The organism is Kitasatospora sp. NPDC017646 (assembly GCF_044329365.1).
In the GTDB taxonomy this organism is placed as follows: domain Bacteria; phylum Actinomycetota; class Actinomycetes; order Streptomycetales; family Streptomycetaceae; genus Kitasatospora.
In genome coordinates, this window is sequence record NZ_JBIRJC010000001.1 from 1 (window position 1) to 24,684 (window position 24,684).

Here is a 24,684-nt window from a genome sequence, read left to right on the forward strand (position 1 = left end):
CGGTGCCGGAGGCGGCGGCCGCCGCCGCGTCGAGCGCGGACTTGGTGGCCGGGCCGACGATGCCGTCGACGCCAAGGGCGTGGGCGGCCTGGAAGGTGCGCACGGCGGTGTCGGTGGCCGATCCGAACTGCCCGTCCACGGTGAGGCGGGCGCCGGTCAGGTTGAGCTCCAGCTGGAGCTGGGTGACACAGCCGTCGGCCTCACCCTGCTGCAGGTCGACCGGACAGGCCGAGGAAGTCAGGGGTATCGGGGCCGGCGCCGTCGCGGCGGACGCGGCCGAGGCGGTGTACACGCCGACGCCCGTCAGTGCGGCCGCCAGGGCCAGGCCCAGCGACATGCGGCGCCGGGCGGGCAGGAGGGTACTCACAGAAAACACTCCAGGTCCGTGATGCTTCGTCAGAGGGAAGCCGCCGGCAGGACTCGGTCCACTGCCGCCGGTCCCGCCAGTCTGCCCGCGAACCGCCCGGGCACAAGGCCCGATCGTGCCCGTCCCAAACGTCCCACACCGCTGACCGGGCATTTGGTACCACGGCGGTGCGCCGATTGGAGACACCGTCGCTCTGGTGGACCCCGGGGCGTGTCCGTACCGCGCGTTCCGCCGGGCCGGGCCCCGCCCCGGCGGCGAAGCGCCGTCGGCCACCGGTGCGGGGGTCAGAGCATGACGAGGAGCTTGGTGCCGGGGACGAGCTTGCGGTTGACGGAGGTCGACTGGACGAAGACGGTGTAGGCGGGGTTCTCGCCGGGCTTGACGGTGGCTTCCGCGGCGGGCAGGCCGAGGAGCCGGCGGGCGGCCGGGCCGGAGAAGACGCGTCCGGTCATCCGTCCGGTGGCCGGGTCCTTCTCGGCCACGGCGAGCTGCTTGTTGCCCTGGATCTTCTCGCGCTTGGAGAGTTCGTAGAAGGCGCAGCCGGTCTTGTACGGGTGGCCGGCGCTGGTGACGAAGTCGCGGATGGGGGTGGGCTGGTCGACGGGGATCAGGATGTACTTGCCGGTGTCGAGGGCGTCGAGGTTGGCCTTGACCTCGGCGGTGTTGAGGTCCTGGCCCATGGCGAAGAGGTTCCTGGTGCCGCGTACGCCCTGTTCGCGGCCGCGCAGGAAGCTGGTGGCGGCCGACTTGACGGTGCCGATGGCCTCTTCGACGCCCTTGCTGGAGTCGGCGTCCCAGATCGCGATGTTGCCGGCGGGGAAGCCGTACTCCTGGGCGGTGCGCTTGGCCAGGGAGTTGGGGACCAGGATCGCCGAGGTCCAGTGGTCGGGCAGCTCGTCCATGGCGCCCTGGATGCGGTCCCTCCAGGTGTGCAGGACGGTGGCGCCCTGGCCGTTGTTCATGCGGGTGTGCATCTGGCCGGTCTGGGAGAAGCCGGAGGCGTTCTCCTCGCCGTCGGTGACGACGACCTGGAGGAAGGAGTGCTCGCCGTAGCCCTCCCAGATGTTCTTCAGGTCGTCGACGGACTTCACGGCGGCTTCGATGAGCGCGGTGGCGCCGTTGTCGACACGGTAGAGGCCGCGCAGGGAGGGCAGGTGCTTGACGTCCATGTCCCAGACGAGGTTCTGCACTTCGTGGTCGAAGGCGTAGAGGCTGATCCGGGTCTCGTGGCCGAGGCGGTCGGACTCCTCTTGCAGGCCCTTGACGAACTCGTCGACGACGCGGATGAGTTGGGCCTGGTGCTGGCGCATCGAGCCGGACTTGTCGACCACGAGTGAGACGTGGTTGACCTTGTGCTTGATCCTGTTCGCGGACATGGGTGTGCCCCCCTGTTTCTGGCGTTGGTTTTTCGGCGGGTTCCTCGGGCGCCTTTCCGGCGCCCCCTGCGTCGTGGTTCCCACACTAGGCGGGGGCACTGACAGGGCGTTCGCTGCGCGCCCGGTGGGGGTGCCACTCGGCCAGGGCGATGGTGGCGTCGTCGCGCAGCTGGTGGTCCTGGTGGGTGATCAGGGCGTGGACCAGGCGGCGCAGGACTTCGGGGGCGGGGTCCCCGCCGGCCATGTGGTGGACGAGGGTGTCGGTCAGGCGGTGTTCGCCGAAGAGTTCGCCGGTGCTGGAGCGGGCCTCGGTGACGCCGTCGGTGTAGACCAGCAGCCGGTCGCCGGGCTGGAGTCTGGCGTGGTGGACCGACGGCGGCCCGTCCTGGTGGAAGCCGAGGCCCAGCGGCAGTTCGGGGCGCCGGCGCAGGGCGTCCGGGACGACGTGGGCGTCGCGGATGAGCAGCGGCGGCGGGTGGCCGCAGTTGACCCAGGACAGTTCGCCGGTGCCGGTGTCGAGGTCGGCGATGACCGCGGTGAGCAGTCGGTCGGGGATCCACCGGGCGAGGGTGCGGTCGATGGTGCGGGCGATGTCGGCCGGGCCGCCGCCGCCGCGCCGGGTGGAGCGGCAGGCGGCCAGGGCGACGGAGCTGGCGCCGCCGGAGGCGAGGTCGTGGCCCATCGCGTCGAACACGGACACGTGCAGGTGGCCGTGGGCCACCGCGTGGTCGAAGGCGTCGCCGCCGACGTCGTAGGCCGGTTCCAGGACGGCGCTGGAGGTGACCTCCCGGGTGCCGATGGTGCGCGGGGGCAGGAAGGCCCACAGCAGTTCGGCCTGCAGGCTCATCCGCCGGCGGCGGACGGCTTCGACGATGACGTCGCTGTAGGCGCTCTTGGACACCACCAGCAGGGCGACCAGGGCGGCCAGTGCCTCGTGGCATCCGGTGGTGCGGCGGTCCTGCGCCGCGCCTTCGATCCGCAGCACGCCGATCCGCTCGACGCCGTCGACCAGGGGGAACCAGCCGGTGGGCGGCGGCCCGGCGGACAGCTGGGTCCGCTGCAGGCGGTAGGCGCGGCCGCCGAGCGTGCCCTCGATGTCGACCCGGCGGTCGTACTCCCCCGGCCCGGGACCGGGCAGCGGGACGAGGGAGTGCTGCTGGACGTCGGCGAGGAAGACCCGTGCGCCGTCCGCGCCCAGCGCGCGGGCGGCGTCGCGCACCAGCGCGGGCAGCTCGGCCGGTCCGCTCGCCCGGGAACCGGCGAGCAGCCGGGCCAGTACGGCGCCCAGCACCGCGTCGTCGCAGGTCACCGCCGTCCACCTCCTGTCGGGGGTGGCGTGTACCCAGTGGCGGGCCGATCCTGCGGCCGGCGGTGAAGGGGTTGGGGGTGCGGGCGGTGGCCGGCGCACCGGCGGGTAGGCGCGGGGCGAACGGGGGGAACGGCTCGGAGGTGGCAGATGAACCCCGTCGAACGCGCCCTGCGCGTCCTGGACCGCGCCCAGCAGCACCACCGGGTCCCCGGCATGGCCGTCGGGGTGATCAAGAAGTACGGGGACGACCGCTGCGGCCTGCTCGCGGCACTGATCACCTACTACGGCTTCGTGGCCCTCATCCCGCTGCTGCTCCTGCTCAGCACCGTCCTGGGCTTCGTCCTCCACGGCCATCCGCAGGCCCAGCAGGCCGTCGTCAACTCCGCCCTCTCCGACTTCCCCATCATCGGCGACCAGCTGCGCCAGAACGTCCACTCCGTCCAGGGCAGCGGACTGGCCCTGGTCGTCGCCGTGCTCGGCCTGCTGTACGGCACGCTCGGCATAGCCCAGGTCCTCCAGCACGCCATGGCCGAGATCTGGAACGTGCCGGGCGTGGTCCGTCCCGGCTACTGGCCGCGCCTGGCCCGCAGCCTGCTGCTGTTCACCGTCCTGGCGGTGGGGCTGCTGTTCGCCACCGCGGCCGCCACCCTCGTCGCCGTCGCCCTCACCGGGCCGGTCGCCCGCATCGGCGGGCTCGTCCTGTCGGCCCTGGTCAACATCGCCCTGTGCCTGGCCTGCTTCCGGGTCCTCACGCCCAAGACCGTGCCCACCCGCGCGCTGCTGCCCGGGTGCCTGTTCGCCGGCCCGTTGTTCACCGTGCTGCAGGCCTTCGGCGCCCTCCTGGTCGCCCACCAGCTGCGGCACGCCACGGCCGTCTACGGGTTCTTCGCCACCGTGATCGGGCTGCTCTCCTGGATGTACCTGAACGCCCAGATCACCGTGTACGCCGCCGAGGCCAACGTGGTCCTGCACCGGCGGCTGTGGCCGCGCAGCATCCTGCAGCCCCCGCTGACCGGGCCGGACCAGGAGGTCCTGTCGTCCATCGCACGTCAGGAGGAACGGCGGCCGGAGCAGCGCGTCCGCGTCGAGTTCGAGGAGGAGGGGGACGGGGACGGCGGCGGGGACGGCGGGGGCGGTGAGGAGGCGTCGCCGTCCGGGTAGGGACGCCACCCGGGACGGCGGCGGCCCGCCGGGCGCAGGGGCGCTGCATCCGGCGGGCCGTCTGGTGCGGGTCCAGGACCCGGGCCCTGGACCCCGGGTCAGCGGACGGTCACGGTGAACACGGGCGAGGCGGTGTTCCCGCTGACGATGCGCAGCTCGTTCGGGCCCTTGATGCCGAGCTTCACGCCGAGGTTGTAGGAGCCGTTGCGGGTCGTGTGCACGGAGGCCGGCAGGGTGACCCACGTGCCGTGCTGCTTCTGCTGGAGGGTCACCGTGCTTCCGGCCTTGAGGCCGGCGGTGGTGCCGGTGATCCGGAACAGCTGCCAGGCCTGGACGGAGGTGGCCGACGGCTCGGCGCTGATGCCGGCGGACACGGAGGCGGAGGCGGCGGGCGCGGAGGCGGCGGCCGGGGCGGCCGCCATGGCGGTGCCGGCCGCCCCGAGGAACAGCGCGCTGAGGGTGGCGACGGCGGCCAGGCGCAGGGAGTTCCGCTTGGTGACGATCACGGGTGCACCCCTTTCAGGGGGAGGTGGTCGTTCGGCCCGGAGGCACGCTCGGTGCGGTTCGGGCACTGTCCTTCCTGAAGACGCCTCGCCCGGTGCCACCGGTTGTGTGCGGAACGTCACTGTCATGTAACAGTCGGGACGGGTGCCGGTCGGGCCGTGGGGCGGGTCAGTCCTCGTCGGCGCGGGTGAGGGCGTCGGTGATCAGGCGGGTGGCGAAGTCGTGGTCGTCGCCGCAGATACGGTTGACGTACTCGGCGAGGAGGGTGGCGGTGGCTTCCAGGGGGTTCATCTCGGCGTCGGTCCAGGGGCCGTACTGGGCGCGCCACAGGTTGGGGCTCAGGCCGCTGCCGGCGGCGATGAGCAGGCCGGCCATGGTGGGGATGACCTCGGGGCGGAAGGTCCTGGGCATCATGCGCATCGTGGCGACGAGGGTGGGCACCACGTACTCGATGACGTCCTTGCCGTGGTCCTCGCAGGCCCGGCACAGCCAGTTCATGTACATGTAGATGAGGGTGCAGGCGCCTTCCAGCAGGGCGGTGAACTCGTCGGGGCCCATGGAGGCGGCGAGTTGGTCGACCATCCGGCGGTGTTCGGGGTCGGCTTCGGTGCGGCCGTCGTAGAGGGCCTTGAGCCGGGAGTCGATCACCATGAGCGCTGCGCTCACGTCGCCGGCGGGAGCGTACTGGGGGTCGCAGGGCGAGGACACGGGGCTCCTCCTCCAAGGGGCGTAGCGGGTTTCGCTGTGCCCGTGGGCCGGGCCGCTCCATGACAGCGGAGGCGGGCCCGGCCCGGAGGGGAAACCGTGCCCGCGTCACCCGGACGGGATCCCGGTGGGGGCCGGGGCGTTGACGCCGTGTCGGTGGTGTTCGCGGCCGGTCAGGGCTTGAGGGCGACGCCGGCGTAGAAGGAGACCTGGGCGTCGGTGACGGTGGCCGGCAGCAGGTCGGTGGTGTCGTCGGTGCCGTCGGGGTGCCAGCGGTGGGCGGGGACGATGCCCGGGTCCAGGAGGTCCAGGCCTTCGAAGAAGGTGGCGAACTCGGCCTCGGGGCGCAGCCGCAGGGAGGTGCCGGCCTGGTTGTAGATCTCCTCGACCTTGGAGGCGCCGGGCGGGTCGAGTTCGGCGGTGGCGTGGGAGAGGACCAGGGCGGAGCTGGCCGGCAGGGGGTCCAGGAGGTGCTTGACGATGGCGTGGGCGTCGTCGAGGTCCGGGACGAAGTGGAGCAGGGCGACCATCGACAGGACCACGGGCCGGGTCAGGTCGAGGGTCTCGGCGACCTGGGGGGTGGTCAGGATCGAGGCGGGGTCGCGAACGTCGCCGTGGACGTAGGCGGTGCGGCCCTGGGGGGTGCTGGTCATCAGGGCGCGGGAGTGGGCCAGGACGACGGGGTCGTTGTCGGCGTAGACGACGCGGGCGCGCGGTTCGACGGCCTGGGCGACCTCGTGGAGGTTGGGCGAGGTGGGGATGCCGGTGCCGATGTCCAGCCACTGGCTCAGGCCGCGCCGGGCCAGGGCGCGGGTGGCGCGGTGCATGAAGGTGCGGTTGGCGCGCACGGCGGTGCGCATGGTGGGGAAGGCGGTCAGGACGCGCTCGGCGGCTTCGCGGTCGACGGCGAAGTTGTCCTTGCCGCCGAGGAAGTAGTCGTACATCCGGGCGCTGTGCGGGATGTCCTGGCGTATCTGAGGGGCCGTCGGCTGCGCCGGGTCGGGATCGGTCGCGGTCATCCAGGTCTCCCCCATGCTCATCCCTGTCCCTTCCCTGTCCCTTGGTGATCGCACCGGGCCGGGGCAGTCTAGCCAACTGGCCGGTGGGGCGCGGGGAGTGGGTCCGGTTCCCGTGGCGGAGCGGCCGGCGGCGGGCGCCGGGGCCGTCGGGACGACGACCCGCCGGTACCGGTGGGCGGGCGTAGAGGGCCGTCGGGGGTGGGGTGGGAGCTCGACCGGGGGGCACGGGGGTGGTCGGTCGTTCCGGGTCGGGGCGGGATCGACTACGGTCAGCCGTCCGTGGTCCGGCCCGGGCTGTCCCGGCCGGGCGGGCGGGCCGGGTGGGCCGGGCGGGTCCGGCCCGGCGGGGAGCCGACAGGAAGGGGCGCGGGGTGGCCGCGGGGAGCGTGTTCCGGGGTGAGGGAGTGCCGGCGAAGGAACGGTTCGACTGCTGGCGGGAGCTGATCGGGCGCACCCGGGCCAGCGAGATGACCAGCGTGCACGCCGACGACTTCCGGGCGGAGATGCGGCGCCTGGAACTGGGGCCGGTGACCCTGCTGAGATCCTCGTTCCCGCCCACCCGGTTCCGGCGCACCGCCGCGATGGTGCGGCGCGCGGACCCGGGGGTGTACCACGTGACGATGCCGCTCGGCGGCGGGCTGTCGCTGACCCGCGGCGCCCGGGAGGGGACGCGGACGTTCGGGCCCGGCGACCTGTACCTGGTCGACAGCTCGCACCCGTACGACGTGCGGGCCGTCGGTGTGCGGGCCGAGGGCCGCCGGGAACACCGGACCGAGGCCGTGGGCGTCGACTTCCCGGTCTCGCTGCTGCCGTTGGCGCCGTACCGGCTGCGTGACCTGCTGGGCCGGGGGTTTTCGGCGCGGGAGGGGACGTGTGCGCTGCTGTCGGAGTTCCTGGTCGGCCTGGACCGGCAGGCCGCCGCCCTGGGGCCGGCCGAGGCGGCCCGGCTGGGGACGGTCGTGGTGGACCTGGTGGCCGCCTGGCTGGCGCGGGAGCTGGACGCGGAGGCGATGCTCCCGGACGACGCCCGGCGGCGGGCGCTGGCGCAGAGCGTGCGGGCCTTCGTCCGGCGCCACCTGCACGATCCGGAGCTGTCGCCGTCCGTGATCGCCGCCGCGCACCACGTCTCGGTCAGCCATCTGCACCGGGTGTTCACCCAGCACTCGCGCGACGGCGTGACGCTCGCGGCGTGGATCCGCGGCCAGCGGCTGGAGCGGGCGCGCCGCGACCTCGCCGATCCGGCGCTGCGGGCCCTGCCGGTCCACGTCGTCGCCGCGCGCTGGGGCATCCCGCGGGCCTCCGACTTCAGCCGCTCCTTCCGGGCCGCGTACGGGCTCTCGCCGTGCGAGCACCGGCAGCGGGAGCTGGCCGCCGGCGCGGGTGGCCCGGGCGGCGTGTAGACGCATTGCCAAGGAAGTGGCGACGCGGTGCCAACACGGCGGGGCGGGGGCCTGGCATCCTCCACGGGGAACACCGCGCCACGCCCGGGCCGCTCGGCCCGGCGCGGCGGAACCACCGGTGGCCCGGCACGCCACGGGGGAGCGTGCCGGGCCGCCGGGACTGCTAGTTGCGGTAGCGGAAGCGGATCCGGCCGCGGGTGAGGTCGTAGGGGCTGAGCTCCACGAGCACCCGGTCGTGCGGGAGGACCCTGATGTGGTTCTTGCGGACCTTCCCGCTGATGTGGGCCAGCACGATGTGCCCGTTCGGCAGTTCCACCTTGAAGTGGGCGTTGCGCAGGCACTCGACGACGGTGCCTTCGACTTCGATGCCGTTCGTGGTCTTGGTCATGGTCCTTCTCCTCTTCGGTTCGATGACGACGCGTCCCGGGGACGCGTCAGTGGCGGACGAGCTCCAGGGTGCTGCCCGTGCGTCGGGCGCCGATGCCCTCGAGGAGCGCGGTGGCGGCCGTGTTGGACTCCGCGACCTCGGCCCGGGCTTCGGTGGTGTCTTTGTGGTGCAGTGATTCCAGCGCGTGGGCCAGCAGGGCCCGGGCGATGCCGTGGCGGTGCAGTTCGGCGCGTACGGCGATCAGGCCGATGCGCGGGCGACGGGGTGGTGGCACCCGGACCAGCCCCACGTACCGGTCGTGCTGTCGCGCCACCGCGTACTGCGCGGGGTCGACCACGATGGTCCCCGCCGGGCGGGGCAGGACCTGGGCCGGTACCGACCGCCAGCCGGCGCCGGCCTCGATCTCGTCGTGGACGACGCGCTCCAGGGCGCGCAGCGGGCCCTGTTCGGCCAGGCCGGCGGGCACGATCGTCACGCCTGCCGGGGGCCGCGCCGGGCCGAGCCCGGTGACTCGCGGGTCGGTGGGCACCAGGTAGCCCCACTCGCGGCCCGCGGTCGTGAAGCCGGCCCGCCGCCAGGCGGACGCCGTGGCGTGGTCGTTCTCGTCGACCACGGTGTGCAGCGGGCCCGGCAGGTCGGCCGGCAACGCGGCGGCGATCCGGTCGAAGACCGTGTCGTGCCACGCGTCGATGCTGACGAACAGCCGCCCGTCGGGCCGGCGCGAGGCGTCGCCGCGGCCGACCACCCGGCCGTCCTCCACGGCGTGCCACTCGGTGTCCGAGACCCGCGTGAGCGTGAGGGCGTGGGGGTTGGTGTCGCGCCCGTCGGGGGCGGAGTGCGAAGGGTTCATGGTGGTGCCTTTCGGAAGTGCCTTGTCCGAGGCGCTCCCTGGCGACACCAACGTCAATCGCCCACCGTGACGACGAGGGGGAGCACCCACACGGATACCGCCTTCATGGGTCTCACCTCCTCGCTCTTCTCTCACGGCTGCGCTGACGGTAGCAGCCGACCGGGCAGGGGCCCAAGCGATTTACCGACCGGCGGGACGGGCCGGAGCCTGCGCCCCGGCGTCCTGGCCGGCGTGGTGGATCATGAGGGGGGTCGTTCCCGTCGTGTGGAAGAGGTGGCTCCGTGGTTCCCGTCGTGCCCGATCCGGACGTGCTGCACCCGTTTCCCGAGCAGCCGCGGGTGGTGCTGCTGAAGCCGCTGGTGACCTCGCCGTTGATCGAGGTGGGTGAGTACTCGTACTACGACGACCCGGATGACCCGACGGCGTTCGAGACGCGCAACGTGCTGTACCACTACGGGCCGGAGCGGCTGGTCATCGGGAGGTTCTGCGCGTTCGCCGAGGGGGTGCGGTTCGTGATGAACGGCGCCAACCACCGGATGGACGGGCCCTCGACGTTCCCGTTCCCGATCATGGGCGGCGCGTGGGCGGAGCACTTCGACCTGCTGACCGGACTGCCGGGGCGCGGGGACACGGTGGTGGGGCACGACGTGTGGCTCGGGTACCGCACGACGGTGATGCCGGGGGTGCGGATCGGCAGCGGCGCGATCGTGGCCGCCGGGTCGGTCGTCACCTCCGACGTCCCCGACTACGCGATCGCCGGTGGCAACCCCGCCGAGGTGATCCGGCTGCGCTACGAGGAGGCGCAGGTGGCGCGGCTGCTGGCCGTCGCGTGGTGGGACTGGCCGGTGGAGCACCTGACGCGTCATCTGCGCACCGTGATGTCCGGCAGTGTCGAGGAGTTGGAGGCTGCCGCGCCCGGGCCGTGAGGGCGTCAGGCGTGTGGCTGGGCGCGGCGGGCCGGGGTCAGTGGCGCAGGACGGCGGCGATGCGGTGGCTGTCGGCGAGGGTGTCGTCGGGGACGAAGGTGATCAGGGCGCCGGTGTCGAGGGCGCGCTCGATGACCTCGTCGACGATGTCCTCGCGGGCGCCGTCCTCCTCGGCCCGGGCGGGGACGAGGTGGTCGCCGTCGTCGCGGACGGTGGCGCGGTGGTTCTCCTCGACCACCAGGCGGGCGATGCGGGCCTCGCCGGCGGCCCGCCACACCTCGTCGAGGCCGGCGGCGAACTCCTGGCGGCCGCGGGCCTTGTCGAGCTGGGCGAGGGCCTCGCCGACCTCGCGTTCGGCGTGGGCGCGGACGGCGGGCTCGACCACCCGCTGGACGGTCGCGACGTCGGCCCGGGCCAGGCCGCCGTGCGGGATCTGGGCGGCGGCCTCCTTGGCGATGGGGCCGGCGGCGTCCAGCAGGGCGAGGCATGACGGCACCAACGGCACGCTGCGCTACGGCGGTTACCTCGGGGTGCGGCGCGACGAGGGCATCGTGTACGTGGCGATCACGCTGCGGGCCGGGCGCACGGACGCGCAGAAGCGGGCCCTGTACGGAAGGATCGCCGAGCTCGCCCACGCGTACGCGGGCACCGAGCCGCGCAACGTGTTCGTCGTCCTGACGGAGAACGCTCCGGCCAACTGGTCGCTGGGCCACGGGCTCGCCCGGTACGCCCTCCCGGACGGGGAGGGCGTACCGCGCGGCTGACCTGCTCGGCCGGACCGCTCGGCCGGACCGCTCAGCCGGACCGCTCAGCCGGTCCGCGCGGCCTCCTGGTGGGGGACGGGCTGCCAGGGGGCGTGGGCCGCGACCTGGGTGCGCAGTGCGCGCAGGGCCCGGGCGGAGCCGATGCCGACCGCGCCGGTGACCCGGCCCTCGTGCAGGCAGGCGGCGGCGAAGCGGTGGTCGGCCACGCCGCCGTCGACGAGTTCGAAGCGGTCGGCGCCGCCGGGGCTGCCGAACGCCTGGACCCGCAGGCCGTACTGGTCGGTCCACAGGTACGGGACCGGCGCGTAGGCCTGCCGGGTGCCGTCCGGGCCGGCCAGCAGGTTGCGGGCGGCGTGCAGGGCCTGTTCCGTGGCGTTGGTGCGCTGTTCGAGGCGCCGGCGGCGGCCGGTGCGCGGGTCGGGCCAGGAGGCGGCGTCGCCGGCCGCCCAGACGCCGGGGCCGGCGGCGCAGTGGGCGTCGCAGGCCACGCCGCCGCCCGCCTCCAGGGGCACCCCGCTGCCGGCCAGCCACTCGGTGGCGGGCTCGGATCCGATCGCCGTCAGGACGACGTCGGCGGCCAGTTCGGAGCCGTCGGCCAGCCGCACGCCGGCCGCCCGGCCGCGCCGCTCGACCACCGCGGCTGCCGTGCCCCGGTGGATGCGCACCCCGTGTTCGCGGTGCAGGCCGGTCAGCAGCGCGGCCGTCTCGGCGCCCAGGACGGCGGCCAGCAGTGCGGCGGCGGACACCAGCCAGCTCACCTCGGCCCCGAGTCCGACGGCGGTGGCCGCCGCCTCGGCGCCGAGCAGCCCGCCGCCGACCACCAACAGCCTTGACGCCGGGCGCAGTTCCTCGCGCAGGGCGAGGGCGTCGGCGAGGGTGCGCAGCACGTGGGCGCCGGGCAGCGGGGTCCGGGCGCCGGGCAGTCGGCGCGGGCGCACGCCGGTGGCGAGGATGACGGCCTGGCAGCGCACCCGGTGGCCGTCGGCGAGGTGCACCGTCCGGGTCCGGCGGTCGAGGCGCTCGGCCGGGGTGCCCAGGCGCAGGTCGAGCCGTAGTTCCTCCAGGGCGGCGGGGCTGCGCAGGGCCAGTTTCTCGGGTGGCCACTGCCCGTCGAGCAGGTGCTTGGACAGGGGCGGCCGGTCGTACGGGGGTTCGTCCTCGGCTCCGATGAGGGTGAGGCGGCCGTCGTAGCCGGCCCGGCGCAGCGCCTCGGCGGCGTGCAGTCCGGCGGCGCCGGCGCCGACGACGGCCACCTCCCGCAGTGAGGTCACGCCTGCTCCGGCGTCTGCGCCGGTGCCTGGTCCAGCCGGATCGCGGCGGCCGGGCAGACGGCGGCGGCGTCCTGGACGGCCTGGTGGAGTTCGGCGGGCGGGCGGGCGTCGAGGAGGACGACGATGCCGTCCTCCTCGCGCTGGTCGAAGACGTCGGGGGCGGCGAGGACGCAGTGTCCGGCGCCGCAGCACTTCTCCTGGTCGATCCGGACGAGCACGGGGGTTTCCCTTCGGGGTGGGACCGCTCTGGGTGCGGGTGAGCTCCGGTGTGTCAACTCCGGTTGGCTGCGGGCCTGTTGGGGGCGGTGCCCGTCACCAGGCGATCGGCAGCTCGTGGACGCCGTAGATGAGCATGTCGCCGCGGAAGCGGACCTGCTCGAACGGGACGGCCAGGCGCAGTTCGGGCAGTCGCCGCAGGAGGGTGTTGAGGGCGATCTGCAGTTCCAGCCGGGCGAGGGGCTGTCCCAGGCACTGGTGGACGCCGAAGCCGAAGGCCAGGTGGCGGCGGGCGTCGCGGGTCAGGTCGAGTCGGTCGCCGTCCGGGAACTCGCCCTCGTCCCGGTTGGCGGTGCTGATCATGCAGACGACGCCTTCGCCCGCCCGGATGCGCACCCCGGCGAGGTCGACGTCCTCGGTGGCGACCCGGGTCAGGCCGGAGTGCACGATGGTCAGGTAGCGCAGCAGTTCCTCGACCGCGCCGGTGACGGCTTCGGGGTGGCGGCGCAGGTGGTCGAGCTGGCCGGGGTTGCGCAGCAGGGCGAGGACCGACAGGGCGGTCATGTTGGCGGTGGTCTCGTGTCCGGCGACCAGCAGCAGCCGGCCCATGGCGCCGATCTCCGCGGTGTTCAGTTCGCCGCGTTCCACCAGGCGGCTGAGGATGCCGTCGTCGGGCTGGGTGCGCTTGGTCTCGGTGAGGTCGGCCAGGTAGTCGACCAGGCGGCGCTGGGCGGCGGCGACGTCCTCGGCGGCGGAGTCGCGGCGCAGCAGGACGCGGCTGCACTCCTGGAAGAACTCGTGGTCCTGGTAGGGGACGCCGAGCAGGAGGCAGATGACCAGGGAGGGCAGGGGCAGGGCGAACGCGCGGACCAGGTCGGCCTCGGCGCGGGAGTCGGTCATGCGGTCGAGCAGGTCGTCGGCGATGCGCTGGATGCCGGGGCGCAGCGCCTCGACCCTCTTGATCATGAATTCGCCGGTGAGCATCCGGCGCAGGCGGGCGTGCTCGGGGTCGTCCATCCGGATGAAGGTGGGCTGGCCGGTGTTGAGGTAGCGGGCGCCGGCGCTGATGAAGGGGAAGCCGGGGCGGGTGGAGTCGGAGCTGAAGCGGGGGTCGGAGAGCACCGCCTTGATGTCCTCGTGGCGGGTGACCAGCCAGCTGGGGGCGCCGTCCCACAGGGAGATGCGGCTGACCGGCTCCTCCTGCTGGGCCTGACGGTAGGGCGGCGGCGGGGCGAAGGGGCAGGTGCCGCGGGCGGCGGGGTGGGTGAAGCGGGGGGTCGGGGCGGCGGTGGCCATCGGGGGCTCCCTTCTCGGAGCGGGGGTGCTGGCGGTGCCGGGTGGGGGTAGGGGTGGGACCTGGGGCATTTATGTGCCAAAAGCAACTAACTCGCCGTCACGCTAACTCGCGGTCCGTGGCGGTGGAAGAGCCCGTCCGGGGGGCGCCGAATCTGTCCGAAATCCGGTCAGTGGTCGGCACCGCAGCGGCGGCGGGCACCGGCTCGCTACAGTTCGCCCATGTCGGACGCCGCAGACGCCCCCTCCCCCGTACCGGACGCCGCAGACGATCGGAGCGCCACCGCGGACCTGGAGGCCGTACTGGCCTCGCTGGCCTACCTGCTGACCCGCTCCCAGGAGCACGAGCGCCGCACCGCCCGGGCCGGCATCACGGCCGCCCGCTCGGACGTCTACCTGCTGCGTGCGCTCGCCGAGGCCGAGGGGCCCAGCCGGGTCGGCGACCTGGCCGCCAGTCTGATGGTCAAGCCCTCCCACGTCACCCGGCAGATCGACCGCCTGGAGAGCCAGCGGCTGGTGGAGCGCACCCCGGACGCGCTGGACCGCCGGGCCCGCCGGGTCGCGCTCACGGCCGACGGGCGGGCGATGCTGGAGCGGCTGAAACAGGCCAACATCATCGGCCTGACCAGCGCGCTGGACGGGGTGGCGGAGCCGGACGTCGCCGCGACGGTGGGCGTGTTGCGGCACCTGATCGAGCGCTACGTGCACCGGGTGCGCAGCACCATGCTGTCGGAGGAGGACTGCCCCGCTCCCCCGGCGGGCGCGGGCGGGGACGGCGGGGCCGCGAGGGTGGCGGAGGGGGCCGTGGAGTCCTGAGCGCCCCCGCGGGGCCGGTCGGGGCGCTGTGGTCGGCGGCGGGTCGGTCAGGGTGGTGAGGCGGCGCGGGGGTCACCTCGGGCGGGGTGGTCGTCGTCCCATCGCGCGGTCCGCGGGCGGGCCCGTTACAGGTCGGCCGGGGTCGGCTCGGTGCGCCAGCGGGCCCGCAGGACGCCGTCGGCGTCGGGCAGCACGGCGGTGAACAGCGGGGTGCGCTCGTCGGTGTACACCGACAGGACGGCGGCGGCCCGGGCCCCGGACAGTTCGGCGGCCCGCGCCCTGAACTCCTGCGGGTCGTCGACCTCGCCGGTGATCCTGCCGTCGTGGCCCTCCCGGACCAGCTCGACCAGCCCGTCGTCGGGGAGGGCGGCCACGGCCTCCAGGTAGGCGGCCTCGACCGGCCCGTGGTCGCTGACCGCCTCCTGCGTTCCCGTGTAGACGTCCCGCTCGTCGCGGTCGGCGGGGTCGTACTTGGTGATCCGGTACACGTGGGGCGGCGCGGCGGGGGGCCGCCGGCGAAGGGGGCTCATCCGGGCCATCCTGCCGCAGGCGACGGGCCGGGTGCCGGTCAGGGCAGTCGGGCGGCGGCTTCGGCGGTGTTGGCGTGGTGGGCGGCCTGGCGGGGGACGGGCAGCCAGGTGGGGCGGAAGCGGCGGCGGTAGTGGGTGCACCAGGTGTGCAGGAGGTCGTCGAGGCGGGGGTCGGGGGTGGCGCGGCGCAGGAGGGCGGCGGCGCGTACCGGGATGCGGTGGGCCCACAGGTCGATGCCGGCCAGGTGGGCGCGGGTGAGCAGGGGTGGCGGGGGGAAGGGGCGCTCGGCGGTGCGCGGGTCCCAGGCGTCGGCGAGTTGGTCGAGGGCGGTCAGCTGGGTGCGGGCGGCGCGCAGCAGCGGGGTGTCGTGGGGCGGGAGCGCGGGTGCCGCGTCGGTGAGCAGGTCGGTGAGCCGGCGGCCGCGTTCGCGCAGGCGGTCGGCGCTGGCGCGCAGGCGCTGGTCGGCGTCCTCGGCGGGGTGGGTGTCGCCGAGTCGGTCGGTGGTCCAGGCGGGCACTTCGACGACGACGGTGCGGCCGCCGTGGCGCCGGGGGGCGAACCAGGTGGCGGCGCGGGCACCGGGCGGCGGCTCGTACGGGGTTCCGTGCGGGCTCTCGTGCGGGGCGAGCATGCCGGTGGTGTTCTCCTGGGTGTCGATGTGGTGGGGCTCCATCAGGAAGACGCCGGGGCCGGCGGCGGGCAGGCGGTAGGTGTCGAAGGAGCCGGTCTCGACCGGGATGCCCAGGGCGGCGGCGGAGCGGGCGAAGGGTTCGGCGAGGGCGCCGGGGTCGGTGAGGGCGCCGGGGTCGGCGGTGGCCTGGAGGAAGGTGCCGCCCACGTCGGCGGTGTGGAGGGAGAGTTGGAGGCGGGGGCGCAGTTCGTCGATCAGGTCGAGGAGGATCCGGCTCTCGGGCAGGCGGCCGCCGACGGCCGGGGCCCATTCGGGCTGTTCGTCGGCGGCGGGGCGGTAGTAGCCGGCGAAGTAGGCGGGCAGGGTGCGGGCGAGGAGGCCGCCTCGGGCCAGGTGCGCGCCGTCGGGGTCGAGGCAGAGCAGGAAGTGCCAGGTCGTCGCCCGGCGCGGGACGGGGCGGGCCAGGGCGCGGTGGGCGAGTTCGACGATGCCGGCCCGGCCGGAGAACTCGTCGGCGTGGGCGCCGGAGACGACCAGGACGTTGCCGGGGGTCTCCTGGCCGTCGGTGTCGGTTTCGGGGGCGATGGACAGCAGGTGCAGGGGGCGCCCGGCGCGGGAGGTGCCGAGGGTGCGCACCCGGCAGCGCCGGGGGTGGCGGGCGGCCAGTCGGTGGGCGGCGTCTATGAGTTCGTCGAGGGTGGGGTAGCGGTCGTGGAGCAGTATCGCCCTGCCCGCGCCGGTCGAGGTGTCGGTCAGCACCGGGTCTCCTTCCCCTGGGTCCGGGCGGCCGGTGGGCCCGGGGGTGGCATTAGATCCGGTCGGACGCGGGTCCGTCCAGGGTGTCCGGGCCCTTGTGCGGGCGAACGGCGGGTCACCGGAGGACCGCCTGCTGGCATGCGGATCGCCCGAGCGCCGCGGCCGGCCGGCGGCCTCTCGGCCGTGCCCCTCCCGCCGGCCCGCCCGGGGCATGATGCGGGGATGGAGAAAACCACGGAAACAACGGCGGTGGACGGGGAGTTCGCCGCCCTGTGCGCTCGGGCGTGGGACGTCCTGGTCCCCGCTCGGGCCGGCTGCCTGGCCGGCGTCTCGGCACACTACGACGAGGTCTTCGACGAGGTCGCGCAGCGGGTGCGCAGCAGCGGCAGCCTCGGGAAGACCGACATCGCGGCGCTGACGGTCTGGAAGCGGCTGACGGCGCGAACGCCGTGGGTGGCGGAGTTGATGGAACTGTCCGATGCCCAGGTGCGGGCCGTCACCGGGCGGGCCGTCGCGGCCGTGCGGAACCGCGCCCTCCCGCGCGGTGAGGCCGCCCGCGCGGGGCGGGCCGTCCTCGGGGAGCTGCCCGGTTTCCGGACCGGGGACGCTCTCGCCTCGGCCGTGCTGACCGCGGCGGCGCCCGCCCGGATGGCGGTCTACGACCGCCGCGTCCAGGGCGCCCTGGACGCCCTCGGGTTCACCCTCACCCCCGCGCCGGGACGGTACGGCCGCTACCTGCGGCTCCTCGACGGCCTCCTGCTGCACGGCGGGACACGGGCGGACGGCTGGACGGCCCGCGACCTCGACACCGCCCTGTACTGGGCGGGCGGTGACGGGCCGCAGCCGTCCTGAGGCGCCTGCCTGCGGCGGGTCAGGGCCGGCGCGGGCGGGGGCGTCAGCGGTAGATGCCCGCGGCCCGGACGGGGTCGGCCGAGACGTTGGCGACGAAGAGGCCGGGGTCGAAGTCCTCGGCCTCGACGAACGGGGTCGGGTCGTGCTCCTGGCCGGCCCGTTCCGGCGGCACCGGGTAGCGCAGCTCGGTGATCTGACCGGCCGTCAAGACGAAGTGCGATCCGTCGACCCGGTGCCGCACGACGGTGGCGGTGCCGAGCCGGATGTCACGCTCGCCCACCCGGATCCGCAGCCCGTCCGCGCCCCGGTGGAACACCACACGGGCGAGGGCCAGTTGGCCGTAGTGGCCGTTGATCACCTGCCGGGAGTCGACGGTTCGCTCGGGGCCGAGCCGTCCGGTGGCCGGATCGAACTCGGCGCCCCGGCCGTACCTGTCGAAGCTCGCGACCAGCATGACGGTCCTCCTCCCGCGGGCCCGGCCTGGCGCCGTCCCCTGCCAGGCTCCGGCATCCGGCGCGCCGAGGGAAGTGCGGCCCCGGCGGGGCGCCGGGCGTCGGGCTCAGCCGGGCGTCGGGCTCAGGGGGTGAGGCCGGGCGCCGGCCCCGTGCGGGCGGGGCCGGCGCCGTTCTCGGGCGTCAGGGCGTGAGGACCCACTTCTGGTTGGCCAGGCCGTTGCAGTCCCAGATGCCCAGCTGGGCGCGGTTGGAGGTGTCGAAGCCGAGCTCGTCCAGGCACTTGCCGGTGAGCACGTTCCTCAGCGAGCCGTCGGGCTGCGGGATCCACTGCTCGCCCTGGCTGCCGACGCAGTCGTAGATCTCGACCTTGGTGCCGTTGGGGCTGGAGGCGCTGCCCCACACGACGTTCAGGCACTTGCCCAGGCCGCGGACGGTGTTGTCCAGGCCCAGGGTCCACCACTGGGCGCCGGTGCCGTTGCAGTCGTAGATCTGCACGGGGGTGGCGTTGTTGTTGCTGCCGTGGGCGATGTCCACGCACTTGCCGCCGTATCCGACCAGGCGGCCCTGCTTGCCCTGCATGCCGATGACGACCGGGCGGATGGTGTCGGTGGCGGTGTCGCCGGGGTGGCACACGGCGGTGGAGGTCCCGTCGCCGACCACGGTGTTGCCGGCGACCCAGTAGGTGATCGGCTGGCTCTGGACGACGTAGAAACAGACCACCTGGACCTGCCAGACCGTGCCGGGCGGCACGTTGTTGCAGGTCGCGGAGGCCATCGGGCCGCCGCGGCCGGTGCCGCAGGCGCCCGGGGTCTCGGCCTGGGCGGTGGAGGACAGGGCGGCGACGCCCACCAGGGTGAGCAGGGTGGTCAGTAGGGCGGCGAGGGTTCGTCGCAGGCGCATGCGCGGGGTCCCTTCTGGTCGACGGGGCCCAACCGGATGTGTGGATCGTGTGGTTGGTGCCGCCCAGCGTGGGCGATGAGCTGAGCGGGCGTCAACTGTTGTGAATGGCTTGTCCGGAAACGATTCATGTCAGCTAGCAGTGCACCGGTGGCCCGGCCCGAGGGGCGGGGCCGGGGGCCGGCTGTCACACCCGCCCGGCAGACTGGGAGCGGACCACCCGAGCGAAGCGAGGACGAAACCATGGCTGACCGGCCCCTGACGCTGATGGCAGTGCACGCCCACCCCGACGACGAGGCCACCGGCACCGGCGGCGTGCTCGCCCGCTACGCCACCGAGGGCATCCGCACCGTCCTCGTCACCTGCACCGACGGCGCCTGCGGCGACGGCCCCGGCGGCGCCAAGCCCGGCGAGGACGGGCACGACCCGCAGGCGGTGGCCGCCCTGCGCCGCAAGGAGCTGGAGGCCAGCTGCCGCGTCCTGGGCGTCGACCACCTCGAAACCCTCGACTACGGCGACTCCGGGATGATGGGCTGGCCCGCCAACGACGCCCCCGGCTCGTTCTGGAGCACCCCCGTCGCCGACGGCGCCACGCGCCTGGCCGAGCTGATCCGCCACTACCGGCCGGACGTCGTCGTCACCTACGACGAGAACGGCTTCTACGGCCACCCCGACCACATCCAGGCCCACCGCATCACCATGGCCGCCCTGGACCTGGCCCCCGACCTGGCGCCCAAGGTGTACTGGACCACCGCGCCGCACTCGGCGATGAAGCGGTTCGGCGAGGCGATGCGGGAGTTCGGCGCCGACTGGGACGAGCCGGCCGAGCCGGCCGAGGAGACCGGCGGCACGGGCGGGGCCGGGTCGGCCGTCGAGGCCCCCGAGCTGCCGCCGATCGGGCTGCCCGACGAGGAGGTCACCACCTGGGTGGACACCAGCGCCTACGGCGGCCAGAAGTTCGACGCGCTGGCCGCCCACGCCAGCCAGGGCGAGAACATCTTCTTCCTGCGGATGGGCAAGGAGCGCTTCACCCAGCTGATGGGCGTCGAGACCTTCGTGCGCGTCCGCGACACCACCGGCGCGCCGCTGCCCGAGCAGGACCTGTTCGCCGGCCTGCGCTGACGCCCGTCGGAGCCCGGCCCCCGGCGCCGCCGCCGGAGCCCGGGCCCCGACGGCGGCGCCGGGGGCCGTCCGCCCTTTTGAGGCGGGGGTGGTGAACTGTTGACGTCTGACTGTGCGTAAGTGTGCGTGAGCGTAGTCCAGTTGCATTATGGTCGCGTTCGTGAATCTGACGGAGTGGGCGCGAGCGCAGGGGATCAGTCCCCATACCGCTTACCGCTGGTTCCGTCAGGGCACTCTGCCGGTTCCGGCTGAGCGGGTGGGGCCGCGCACGATCCCGGTGAACATCGAGGCCAACGCCGCATCCGACGGCCCAACCGGCGGCGTCGGCCTGTATGCCCGGGTCTCCTCACATGACCGGAAGTCGGACCTTGAGCGGCAGACGGCCCGGCTCGCCGGATGGGCGGCCCAGGGTGGTCACCGTGTCGTCCGGGTCGAATCGGAGATCGGTTCCGGGATGAACGGCGGCCGGTCGAAGGCCCGTCGTCTGCTGGCCGATCCGGCTGTGACAACGGTCGTTGTCGAGCACAAGGACCGCCTCGGCCGGATGAACGTCGAACTCGTGGAAGCCGTGCTCGCCGCGTCGGGCCGGCGCCTGGTCGTCCTGGACGAGGGTGAGGTCGAAGACGATCCCGTGCGGGACATGGTCGAGATACCGACCTCGCTCTGTGCCCGCCTGTACGGGTTCTACGGCCGGGGCGCGAGCAGGTCGTCGAGTTCGGCGGCGTAGAGCCGGGCAGGGTCGAAGCCCATCGTGGTGAAGTGGCCGGCCAGTTCGAGGGAGAGCACGCCGTGCAGGCGGGTCCACAGGCTCAGGAAGCGGTGCAGCGCCTCGGGCGGGGCGGGGTGGCCGAGGGCCCAGTCGCCGTGCCCGCCCAGGCCGCCACCGCCCGCTCCGGCTCCCGCTCCCCCGCTGCTCCCCTCACCTGCCACGGGCAGGGCGTCGATCCCGCCGCCCGGGTCCGTTACCGGACCGAGGCCGTGATCCACGCGCCGCTGAACACCGTCTGGCGGCTGCAGACCGACGTCGCCCGCCGGCCGTCCTGGCAGCAGGCCGTGGCGAGCGCCGAGCGCCTGGACCACGGCCCGCTGCGGGCCGGCTCGGCGTTCCACTGGACCACCCCGCTGCCCCCCAACCCCGCCACCACCGCCCCCGACCTGGACATCACCTCCACCGTCCGGCAGCTTCGCCCCGGCGTCTGCGTCCGCTGGACCGGCCCCGCCGTCGCCGAGGGACTGCACATCGACGGCGTGCACGTGTGGACCTTCAGCCCGGTGCCCGGCGGCGTCCTGGTGCGCACCGAGGAGACCCACTCCGGGCCGCAGGTCGACGCCGACGTCCCGACCGCGACGGCGATCCTGCGCCAGGGGCTGGAGGCCTGGCTGGGCGACCTGAAGGCCGCCGCCGAGGCGTGAGCCGCCCCGCCGCCGGCCCCGCCCGGCGCGAGTGCCCAGGTCAGGGGCGGGGCCAGGTGTGCGCGGGGGCCGAAGGCCGCCGCCGAGGCGTGAGCCGCCCCGCCGCCGGCCCCGCCCGGCGCGAGTGCCCAGGTCAGGGGCGGGGCCAGGTGTGCGCGGGGGCCGGATGACCATGAGAATGGTGCGGACAGTCCCCCCGAAAGTTCAGAGAAGGAACCCCCACATGGATCTCGGCGTGCGCTGGAAGCTGCACGGTGACGGGCGCACGCCCGCACCGGGAGCGGTCGTCCGCCCCGACGAACGGCTCTCCTGGCCCCGCACGGCAGGGCTCGGCGCCCAGCACGTGGTGGCCATGTTCGGCGCGAGCTTCGTGGCCCCGGTGCTCATGGGGCTGGACCCCAACCTGGCGATCATGATGTCCGGCGTCTCGACCGTGATCTTCCTGCTGGCCACCCGCGGCCGGGTGCCCAGCTACCTGGGCTGCTCGCTGTCCTTCGTCGGGGTCGCCGCGGTGATCCGGGCGCAGGGCGGCACCAGTGCGACGGTGACCGGCGCGGTGCTCGTGGTGGGCGTGGTGCTGTTCCTGGTGGGCCTGGCGGTCCAGTACTTCGGAGCGCGGATCATCCACGCGACGATGCCGCCGATCGTCACGGGCGCCGTCGTCATGCTGATCGGCTTCAACCTGGCCCCGGTGACCGCCTCGACGTACTGGCCGCAGGACCAGTGGACGGCGCTGCTGGTGATGCTGTTCACCGGCCTCGCGGTGGTGTGCCTGCGCGGCTTCTGGTCGCGGGTGGCGATCTTCCTGGGACTGGTCTTCGGGTACGGGATCTCCTTCGTCTTCGACCGGGTCTTCGGCAAGATCCACTCGGTGGACGGCGGCGGCCACATGACCGACCACTGGCGCCTGGACCTCTCCGGCGTCGGCAAGGCCGACTGGATCGGCCTGCCCGCCTTCCACGGCCCCTCCTTCCAGTGGTCCGCGGTCCTGGTCGCACTGCCCGTGGTGATCGCGCTGGTCGCCGAGAACGCCGGGCACGTCAAGGCCGTCGGCGAGATGACGGGCGAGAACCTGGACGACAAGCTGGGCACCGCGATCTCCGCGGACGGCGTCGGCTCCGTGCTCTCCACCGCCCTCGGCGGCCCGCCCAACACCACGTACTCCGAGAACATCGGCGTCATGGCCGCCACCCGCGTCTACTCCACCGCCGCCTACTGGGCCGCCGCCGGCTTCGCACTGCTGTTCGGCATCTGCCCGAAGTTCGGCGCCGTCGTCGCCGCGATCCCCGGCGGGGTGCTCGGCGGGATCACCGTCATCCTGTACGGCATGATCGGCCTGCTCGGCGCGCAGATCTGGACCAAGTCGGGGGTGGACCTGCGCAACCCGCTGAACCTGGTGCCGGCCGCGGCGGGCATCATCATCGGCATCGGCAACGTGACGCTGAAGTTCACCGACACCTTCAGCCTCAGCGGCATCGCACTGGGCACCCTGGTCGTCATCACCGGCTACCACGCCCTGCGGGCGCTGGCCCCCGCGCACCTCAAGGCCCAGGAACCGCTGCTGGACGAGGGCACCTCCTCCTACGACGAGCCGTCCCAGGGCGAGGGGGAACGGCGCGCCCCGTAGCGCGGCTCCCGCGCAGCGAAGACCGGCGGAAGTAACCGAAAGGTACTTCCGCCGGTCTTTTTCGCCTGGTCCGAGAGGTCGTCAGATGGTCGAATCGCTCCGCACGCCCTTCTTGACCACCCATTGACCCGGGAGAGGCATGTCCCTTCTGCCCCAGCACCGCAAACTCGCCGTCGGGGCCCTGGCCCTGGCCACCTTCGCGATCTCCTGCGGCTCGGCGACGGCCAGCAGTGCGGCCGCCACGGGCAAGGTCCTGTGGACCCCGAGCACCGCCGAGGGGCCGTCGTCCTTCGTCGGCGTCCAGTGCGCCGCCCCGAGCGGCTTCGGCGTGGTCAAGGACCCGGTGAAGGGCAGCGTGTGGAAGGCGTTCCAGGCCGCGAACCAGGAGCGCTGCGAGACGCTCGGCCCGGACCTGAAGGAGGGCGACACGTTCTACCTGGGCTGGTCGTCCAAGGCGGAGATCGGCGACGACAACAGCCGGTACGTCTTCCAGCTCAAGTGCTCGCCGAGCACCGGCACGGCCAACCACCCGATCGAGATCGACATCACCGACGGGCGCGTGCGGCTGCAGGAGTGGGACACCCGGCACGTGGCGCACCCGCTGTGGACGGCGCCGGTCAAGAACGGCCAGTGGCACGCCTACGCGCTGAAGATCCACCTCGGGCGCACCGACGGCACGATCGACTTCTGGTTCGACGGCAAGAAGCAGACGTTCAGGACGGGTTCGGGGACGTTCAAGGGGACGACCTGGGACGGCGACCGGAACTACCTGAAGTGGGGCTCGTACCACGAGTCGTCGGGGGATGCGACGAACACGTTCACCAGCCCGGTGATGGCGACCACGTTGGAGACGGCCGTCGTCGGCTCGTAGGGGAGGAAGACGACGGCAGGCCCGGACCGCGGTGGTGCGGTCCGGGCCTGTGTTGTCCAGGCGGCCTTGCGGGGCGTCTGGGTCGTTGTCAGCATTGGGCGTTGATCGTTCTGCTGTTGATCCACGTCAAGGGGGAAGATCGTGAAGTACGTCAAGCTGGGCTCCACGGGCATGGACGTGTCGCGGATCTGCCTGGGTGCCATGAGTTTCGGCGCCCCCGGCCAGGGCGACCACAGCTGGACCCTGGACCTCGATCGGTCACGGCCGATGATGCTGCACGCCCTGGAGTCCGGGGTGAACTTCGTGGACACCGCCAACGTCTACTCCGCCGGGAGCAGCGAGCAGATCGTCGGGCAGGTCCTGCGCGAATACGGCCACCGCGACGAGATCGTGCTGGCGACCAAGGTTCACAGCCGGACGCGCCCGGGGCCCAACGGCGTGGGACTGTCCCGCAAGGCGATCATGGCCGAGATCGACAACAGCCTGCGCAGGCTCGGCACCGACCACGTCGACCTGTACCAGATCCACCGGTGGGACCCGGCGACGCCGATCGAGATCACGATGGAGGCGCTGCACGACGTGGTCAAGGCGGGCAAGGCCCTGCACATCGGCGCGTCGTCGATGTGGGCCTGGCAGTTCGCCAAGGCCCAGTACGTCGCCGAGCGCAACGGCTGGACTCCGTTCAGCACGATGCAGAACCACTACAACCTGATCTACCGCGAGGAAGAGCGGGAGATGCTGCCCCTGTGCGCGGACCAGGGTGTGGGCGTCATCCCGTGGAGTCCCCTGGCCCGGGGACGGCTCGCCAGGCAGTGGGACAGCGTCAGTGCCCGCAGCGAGAGCGACGCGTTCGGCAAGACCCTCTACCCCGACACCGATCGTGAGATCGTCGACCGGCTCGGACGGCTGGCCGCCAAGCGTGAGCTGCCGATGGCGCAGCTCGCGCTGGCGTGGCTGCTCTCCAAGCCGACGGTCACCTCCCCCATCGTCGGCGCCACCAAGATGAGCCACCTCCAGGACGCCATCGCGGCGGTGGACGTGGAACTCGACGAGGAGGAGATCAGCTACCTGGAGGAGCCGTACCAGCCGCACGAGGTCGTCGGCCACCCCATCACCCAGTGGCCGGGCCAGCACTGAGGCACTCCCCGGGCCCGGACCGCCGAG

27 protein-coding genes and 2 pseudogenes are annotated in these 24,684 nt (G+C 73.6%); 12 read left to right on the forward strand and 17 right to left on the reverse strand.

What is annotated here, in order from left to right; translation table 11 throughout:
* The 3 genes from ACH4J0_RS00005 to ACH4J0_RS00015 all read right to left on the reverse strand — a co-directional run.
* On the reverse strand, positions 1–367 hold a 367-nt coding region (locus tag ACH4J0_RS00005; protein WP_396235362.1), incomplete at its 3' end, for a peptidoglycan-binding protein.
* Positions 368–651: 284 nt separating this feature from the next.
* Positions 652–1,743, reverse strand: a complete 1,092-nt coding sequence (locus ACH4J0_RS00010; protein ID WP_396235363.1) for a VWA domain-containing protein — start codon at positions 1,741–1,743, stop codon at positions 652–654.
* A gap of 85 nt (positions 1,744–1,828) precedes the next feature.
* On the reverse strand, positions 1,829–3,052 hold the full coding sequence (locus ACH4J0_RS00015) for a PP2C family protein-serine/threonine phosphatase (RefSeq protein WP_396235364.1): 1,224 nt from the start codon (positions 3,050–3,052) through the stop codon (positions 1,829–1,831).
* Positions 3,053–3,199: 147 nt separating this feature from the next.
* On the opposite strand from ACH4J0_RS00015, the gene ACH4J0_RS00020 reads away from it, so the two are divergent.
* On the forward strand, positions 3,200–4,213 hold the full coding sequence (locus ACH4J0_RS00020) for a YihY/virulence factor BrkB family protein (RefSeq protein WP_396235365.1): 1,014 nt from the start codon (positions 3,200–3,202) through the stop codon (positions 4,211–4,213).
* A gap of 98 nt (positions 4,214–4,311) precedes the next feature.
* Here the strand turns inward: ACH4J0_RS00020 and ACH4J0_RS00025 are convergent, their stop codons facing one another.
* The 3 genes from ACH4J0_RS00025 to ACH4J0_RS00035 form a co-directional block, all read right to left on the reverse strand.
* Positions 4,312–4,719, reverse strand: coding sequence for a hypothetical protein (locus tag ACH4J0_RS00025; RefSeq protein WP_396235366.1), 408 nt, complete (start codon positions 4,717–4,719; stop codon positions 4,312–4,314).
* 166 nt (positions 4,720–4,885) lie between these two features.
* Entirely contained in the window at positions 4,886–5,425 is a 540-nt protein-coding gene (locus tag ACH4J0_RS00030) for a hypothetical protein (RefSeq protein ID WP_396235367.1), read from the reverse strand.
* Between the two features lie 170 nt (positions 5,426–5,595).
* Positions 5,596–6,441, reverse strand: coding sequence for an SAM-dependent methyltransferase (locus tag ACH4J0_RS00035; RefSeq protein WP_396235368.1), 846 nt, complete (start codon positions 6,439–6,441; stop codon positions 5,596–5,598).
* Between the two features lie 371 nt (positions 6,442–6,812).
* On the opposite strand from ACH4J0_RS00035, the gene ACH4J0_RS00040 reads away from it, so the two are divergent.
* Positions 6,813–7,841 carry an AraC family transcriptional regulator gene (locus tag ACH4J0_RS00040; protein WP_396235369.1) on the forward strand — a complete coding sequence of 343 codons (1,029 nt, stop codon included), beginning with the start codon at positions 6,813–6,815 and terminating at the stop codon, positions 7,839–7,841.
* 163 nt (positions 7,842–8,004) lie between these two features.
* Here the strand turns inward: ACH4J0_RS00040 and infA are convergent, their stop codons facing one another.
* Both infA and ACH4J0_RS00050 read right to left on the reverse strand, forming a co-directional pair.
* A complete protein-coding gene (gene infA, locus ACH4J0_RS00045; protein ID WP_396235370.1) occupies positions 8,005–8,229 on the reverse strand; it encodes a translation initiation factor IF-1 in 225 nt (74 codons plus the stop codon).
* A gap of 46 nt (positions 8,230–8,275) precedes the next feature.
* Positions 8,276–9,079, reverse strand: coding sequence for a GNAT family N-acetyltransferase (locus ACH4J0_RS00050; protein WP_396235371.1), 804 nt, complete (start codon positions 9,077–9,079; stop codon positions 8,276–8,278).
* Positions 9,080–9,360: 281 nt separating this feature from the next.
* Here ACH4J0_RS00050 and ACH4J0_RS00055 point away from each other — a divergent pair, with 281 nt between their 5' ends.
* Entirely contained in the window at positions 9,361–10,005 is a 645-nt protein-coding gene (locus ACH4J0_RS00055; RefSeq protein WP_396235372.1) for a CatB-related O-acetyltransferase, read from the forward strand.
* Between the two features lie 37 nt (positions 10,006–10,042).
* On the opposite strand, the gene ACH4J0_RS00060 is transcribed toward ACH4J0_RS00055, so the two are convergent.
* On the reverse strand, positions 10,043–10,510 hold the full coding sequence (locus ACH4J0_RS00060) for a hypothetical protein (protein ID WP_396235373.1): 468 nt from the start codon (positions 10,508–10,510) through the stop codon (positions 10,043–10,045).
* Between ACH4J0_RS00060 and ACH4J0_RS00065 the strand changes: the two are divergent.
* Positions 10,491–10,769: pseudogene (locus ACH4J0_RS00065) on the forward strand (tautomerase family protein); the annotation flags it as partial. The gene ACH4J0_RS00060 and the pseudogene ACH4J0_RS00065 overlap by 20 nt on opposite strands.
* A 44-nt stretch (positions 10,770–10,813) precedes the next feature.
* On the opposite strand, the gene ACH4J0_RS00070 reads toward ACH4J0_RS00065, so the two are convergent.
* The 3 genes from ACH4J0_RS00070 to ACH4J0_RS00080 form a co-directional block, all read right to left on the reverse strand.
* Positions 10,814–12,040, reverse strand: coding sequence for an NAD(P)/FAD-dependent oxidoreductase (locus ACH4J0_RS00070; RefSeq protein WP_396235374.1), 1,227 nt, complete (start codon positions 12,038–12,040; stop codon positions 10,814–10,816).
* Complete coding sequence (locus ACH4J0_RS00075; protein WP_396235375.1) at positions 12,037–12,258, reverse strand: ferredoxin; 222 nt, start codon at positions 12,256–12,258, stop codon at positions 12,037–12,039. Before ACH4J0_RS00075 ends, ACH4J0_RS00070 begins: the two co-directional genes overlap by 4 nt.
* Positions 12,259–12,352: 94 nt before the next feature.
* Positions 12,353–13,552, reverse strand: a complete 1,200-nt coding sequence (locus ACH4J0_RS00080; protein WP_396235376.1) for a cytochrome P450 — start codon at positions 13,550–13,552, stop codon at positions 12,353–12,355.
* 219 nt (positions 13,553–13,771) lie between these two features.
* On the opposite strand from ACH4J0_RS00080, the gene ACH4J0_RS00085 reads away from it, so the two are divergent.
* The gene (locus ACH4J0_RS00085; RefSeq protein WP_396235377.1) at positions 13,772–14,365 is read left to right on the forward strand and encodes a MarR family winged helix-turn-helix transcriptional regulator; all 594 of its coding nucleotides are present in this window, start codon (positions 13,772–13,774) and stop codon (positions 14,363–14,365) included.
* 125 nt (positions 14,366–14,490) lie between these two features.
* Here ACH4J0_RS00085 and ACH4J0_RS00090 read toward each other — a convergent pair whose 3' ends face one another.
* Both ACH4J0_RS00090 and ACH4J0_RS00095 read right to left on the reverse strand, forming a co-directional pair.
* Positions 14,491–14,895, reverse strand: a complete 405-nt coding sequence (locus ACH4J0_RS00090) for a hypothetical protein (RefSeq protein WP_396235378.1) — start codon at positions 14,893–14,895, stop codon at positions 14,491–14,493.
* Between the two features lie 38 nt (positions 14,896–14,933).
* A complete protein-coding gene (locus ACH4J0_RS00095; RefSeq protein ID WP_396235379.1) occupies positions 14,934–16,286 on the reverse strand; it encodes a M14 family zinc carboxypeptidase in 1,353 nt (450 codons plus the stop codon).
* A gap of 219 nt (positions 16,287–16,505) precedes the next feature.
* On the opposite strand from ACH4J0_RS00095, the gene ACH4J0_RS00100 reads away from it, so the two are divergent.
* A complete protein-coding gene (locus ACH4J0_RS00100; protein WP_396235380.1) occupies positions 16,506–17,135 on the forward strand; it encodes a hypothetical protein in 630 nt (209 codons plus the stop codon).
* A gap of 43 nt (positions 17,136–17,178) precedes the next feature.
* Here the strand turns inward: ACH4J0_RS00100 and ACH4J0_RS00105 are convergent, their stop codons facing one another.
* Positions 17,179–17,589 (reverse strand): hypothetical protein, encoded by a 411-nt coding sequence (locus tag ACH4J0_RS00105; protein WP_396235381.1) that lies wholly within the window; start codon positions 17,587–17,589, stop codon positions 17,179–17,181.
* A 181-nt stretch (positions 17,590–17,770) separates the two neighbouring features.
* Positions 17,771–18,490 carry an RICIN domain-containing protein gene (locus ACH4J0_RS00110; RefSeq protein WP_360420087.1) on the reverse strand — a complete coding sequence of 240 codons (720 nt, stop codon included), beginning with the start codon at positions 18,488–18,490 and terminating at the stop codon, positions 17,771–17,773.
* 240 nt (positions 18,491–18,730) lie between these two features.
* Between ACH4J0_RS00110 and ACH4J0_RS00115 the strand changes: the two genes are divergently transcribed.
* Together ACH4J0_RS00115 and ACH4J0_RS00120 are read left to right on the forward strand one after the other, a co-directional pair.
* Entirely contained in the window at positions 18,731–19,609 is an 879-nt protein-coding gene (locus ACH4J0_RS00115; protein ID WP_396235382.1) for a PIG-L family deacetylase, read from the forward strand.
* Positions 19,610–19,769: 160 nt separating this feature from the next.
* Positions 19,770–20,336: an IS607 family transposase gene (locus ACH4J0_RS00120; protein WP_396235923.1), complete on the forward strand. Its 567-nt coding sequence runs from the start codon at positions 19,770–19,772 to the stop codon at positions 20,334–20,336.
* Here ACH4J0_RS00120 and ACH4J0_RS00125 read toward each other — a convergent pair.
* Positions 20,294–20,485, reverse strand: a pseudogene (locus ACH4J0_RS00125) (TetR-like C-terminal domain-containing protein); the annotation flags it as partial. The gene ACH4J0_RS00120 and the pseudogene ACH4J0_RS00125 overlap by 43 nt on opposite strands.
* On the opposite strand from ACH4J0_RS00125, the gene ACH4J0_RS00130 reads away from it, so the two are divergent.
* The 4 genes from ACH4J0_RS00130 to ACH4J0_RS00145 all read left to right on the forward strand — a co-directional run bounded on the left by ACH4J0_RS00130 (position 20,474) and on the right by ACH4J0_RS00145 (position 24,657).
* Positions 20,474–21,022 carry an SRPBCC family protein gene (locus tag ACH4J0_RS00130; protein ID WP_396235383.1) on the forward strand — a complete coding sequence of 183 codons (549 nt, stop codon included), beginning with the start codon at positions 20,474–20,476 and terminating at the stop codon, positions 21,020–21,022. The pseudogene ACH4J0_RS00125 and the gene ACH4J0_RS00130 sit on opposite strands and share 12 nt — an antisense overlap.
* 223 nt (positions 21,023–21,245) lie before the next feature.
* On the forward strand, positions 21,246–22,649 hold the full coding sequence (locus tag ACH4J0_RS00135) for a uracil-xanthine permease family protein (protein WP_396235384.1): 1,404 nt from the start codon (positions 21,246–21,248) through the stop codon (positions 22,647–22,649).
* 139 nt (positions 22,650–22,788) lie between these two features.
* Positions 22,789–23,520, forward strand: a complete 732-nt coding sequence (locus ACH4J0_RS00140; protein WP_396235385.1) for a heparin lyase I family protein — start codon at positions 22,789–22,791, stop codon at positions 23,518–23,520.
* Positions 23,521–23,661: 141 nt separating this feature from the next.
* Entirely contained in the window at positions 23,662–24,657 is a 996-nt protein-coding gene (locus tag ACH4J0_RS00145; protein ID WP_396235386.1) for an aldo/keto reductase, read from the forward strand.
* Positions 24,658–24,684: the final 27 nt, after the last annotated feature.

Bases quoted from the DNA above. Each gene is read 5' to 3' on its own strand.
- ACH4J0_RS00010 (WP_396235363.1), bottom strand. From the start codon at position 1,743: ATGTCCGCGAACAGGATCAAGCACAAGGTCAACCACGTCTCACTCGTG.
- ACH4J0_RS00020 (WP_396235365.1), top strand. From the start codon at position 3,200: ATGAACCCCGTCGAACGCGCCCTGCGCGTCCTGGACCGCGCCCAGCAG.
- ACH4J0_RS00035 (WP_396235368.1), bottom strand. From the start codon at position 6,441: ATGACCGCGACCGATCCCGACCCGGCGCAGCCGACGGCCCCTCAGATA.
- infA (WP_396235370.1), bottom strand. From the start codon at position 8,229: ATGACCAAGACCACGAACGGCATCGAAGTCGAAGGCACCGTCGTCGAG.
- ACH4J0_RS00050 (WP_396235371.1), bottom strand. From the start codon at position 9,079: ATGAACCCTTCGCACTCCGCCCCCGACGGGCGCGACACCAACCCCCAC.
- ACH4J0_RS00080 (WP_396235376.1), bottom strand. From the start codon at position 13,552: ATGGCCACCGCCGCCCCGACCCCCCGCTTCACCCACCCCGCCGCCCGC.
- ACH4J0_RS00085 (WP_396235377.1), top strand. From the start codon at position 13,772: ATGTCGGACGCCGCAGACGCCCCCTCCCCCGTACCGGACGCCGCAGAC.
- ACH4J0_RS00090 (WP_396235378.1), bottom strand. From the start codon at position 14,895: ATGAGCCCCCTTCGCCGGCGGCCCCCCGCCGCGCCGCCCCACGTGTAC.
- ACH4J0_RS00100 (WP_396235380.1), top strand. From the start codon at position 16,506: ATGGAGAAAACCACGGAAACAACGGCGGTGGACGGGGAGTTCGCCGCC.
- ACH4J0_RS00105 (WP_396235381.1), bottom strand. From the start codon at position 17,589: ATGCTGGTCGCGAGCTTCGACAGGTACGGCCGGGGCGCCGAGTTCGAT.
- ACH4J0_RS00110 (WP_360420087.1), bottom strand. From the start codon at position 18,490: ATGCGCCTGCGACGAACCCTCGCCGCCCTACTGACCACCCTGCTCACC.
- ACH4J0_RS00115 (WP_396235382.1), top strand. From the start codon at position 18,731: ATGGCTGACCGGCCCCTGACGCTGATGGCAGTGCACGCCCACCCCGAC.
- ACH4J0_RS00135 (WP_396235384.1), top strand. From the start codon at position 21,246: ATGGATCTCGGCGTGCGCTGGAAGCTGCACGGTGACGGGCGCACGCCC.
- ACH4J0_RS00140 (WP_396235385.1), top strand. From the start codon at position 22,789: ATGTCCCTTCTGCCCCAGCACCGCAAACTCGCCGTCGGGGCCCTGGCC.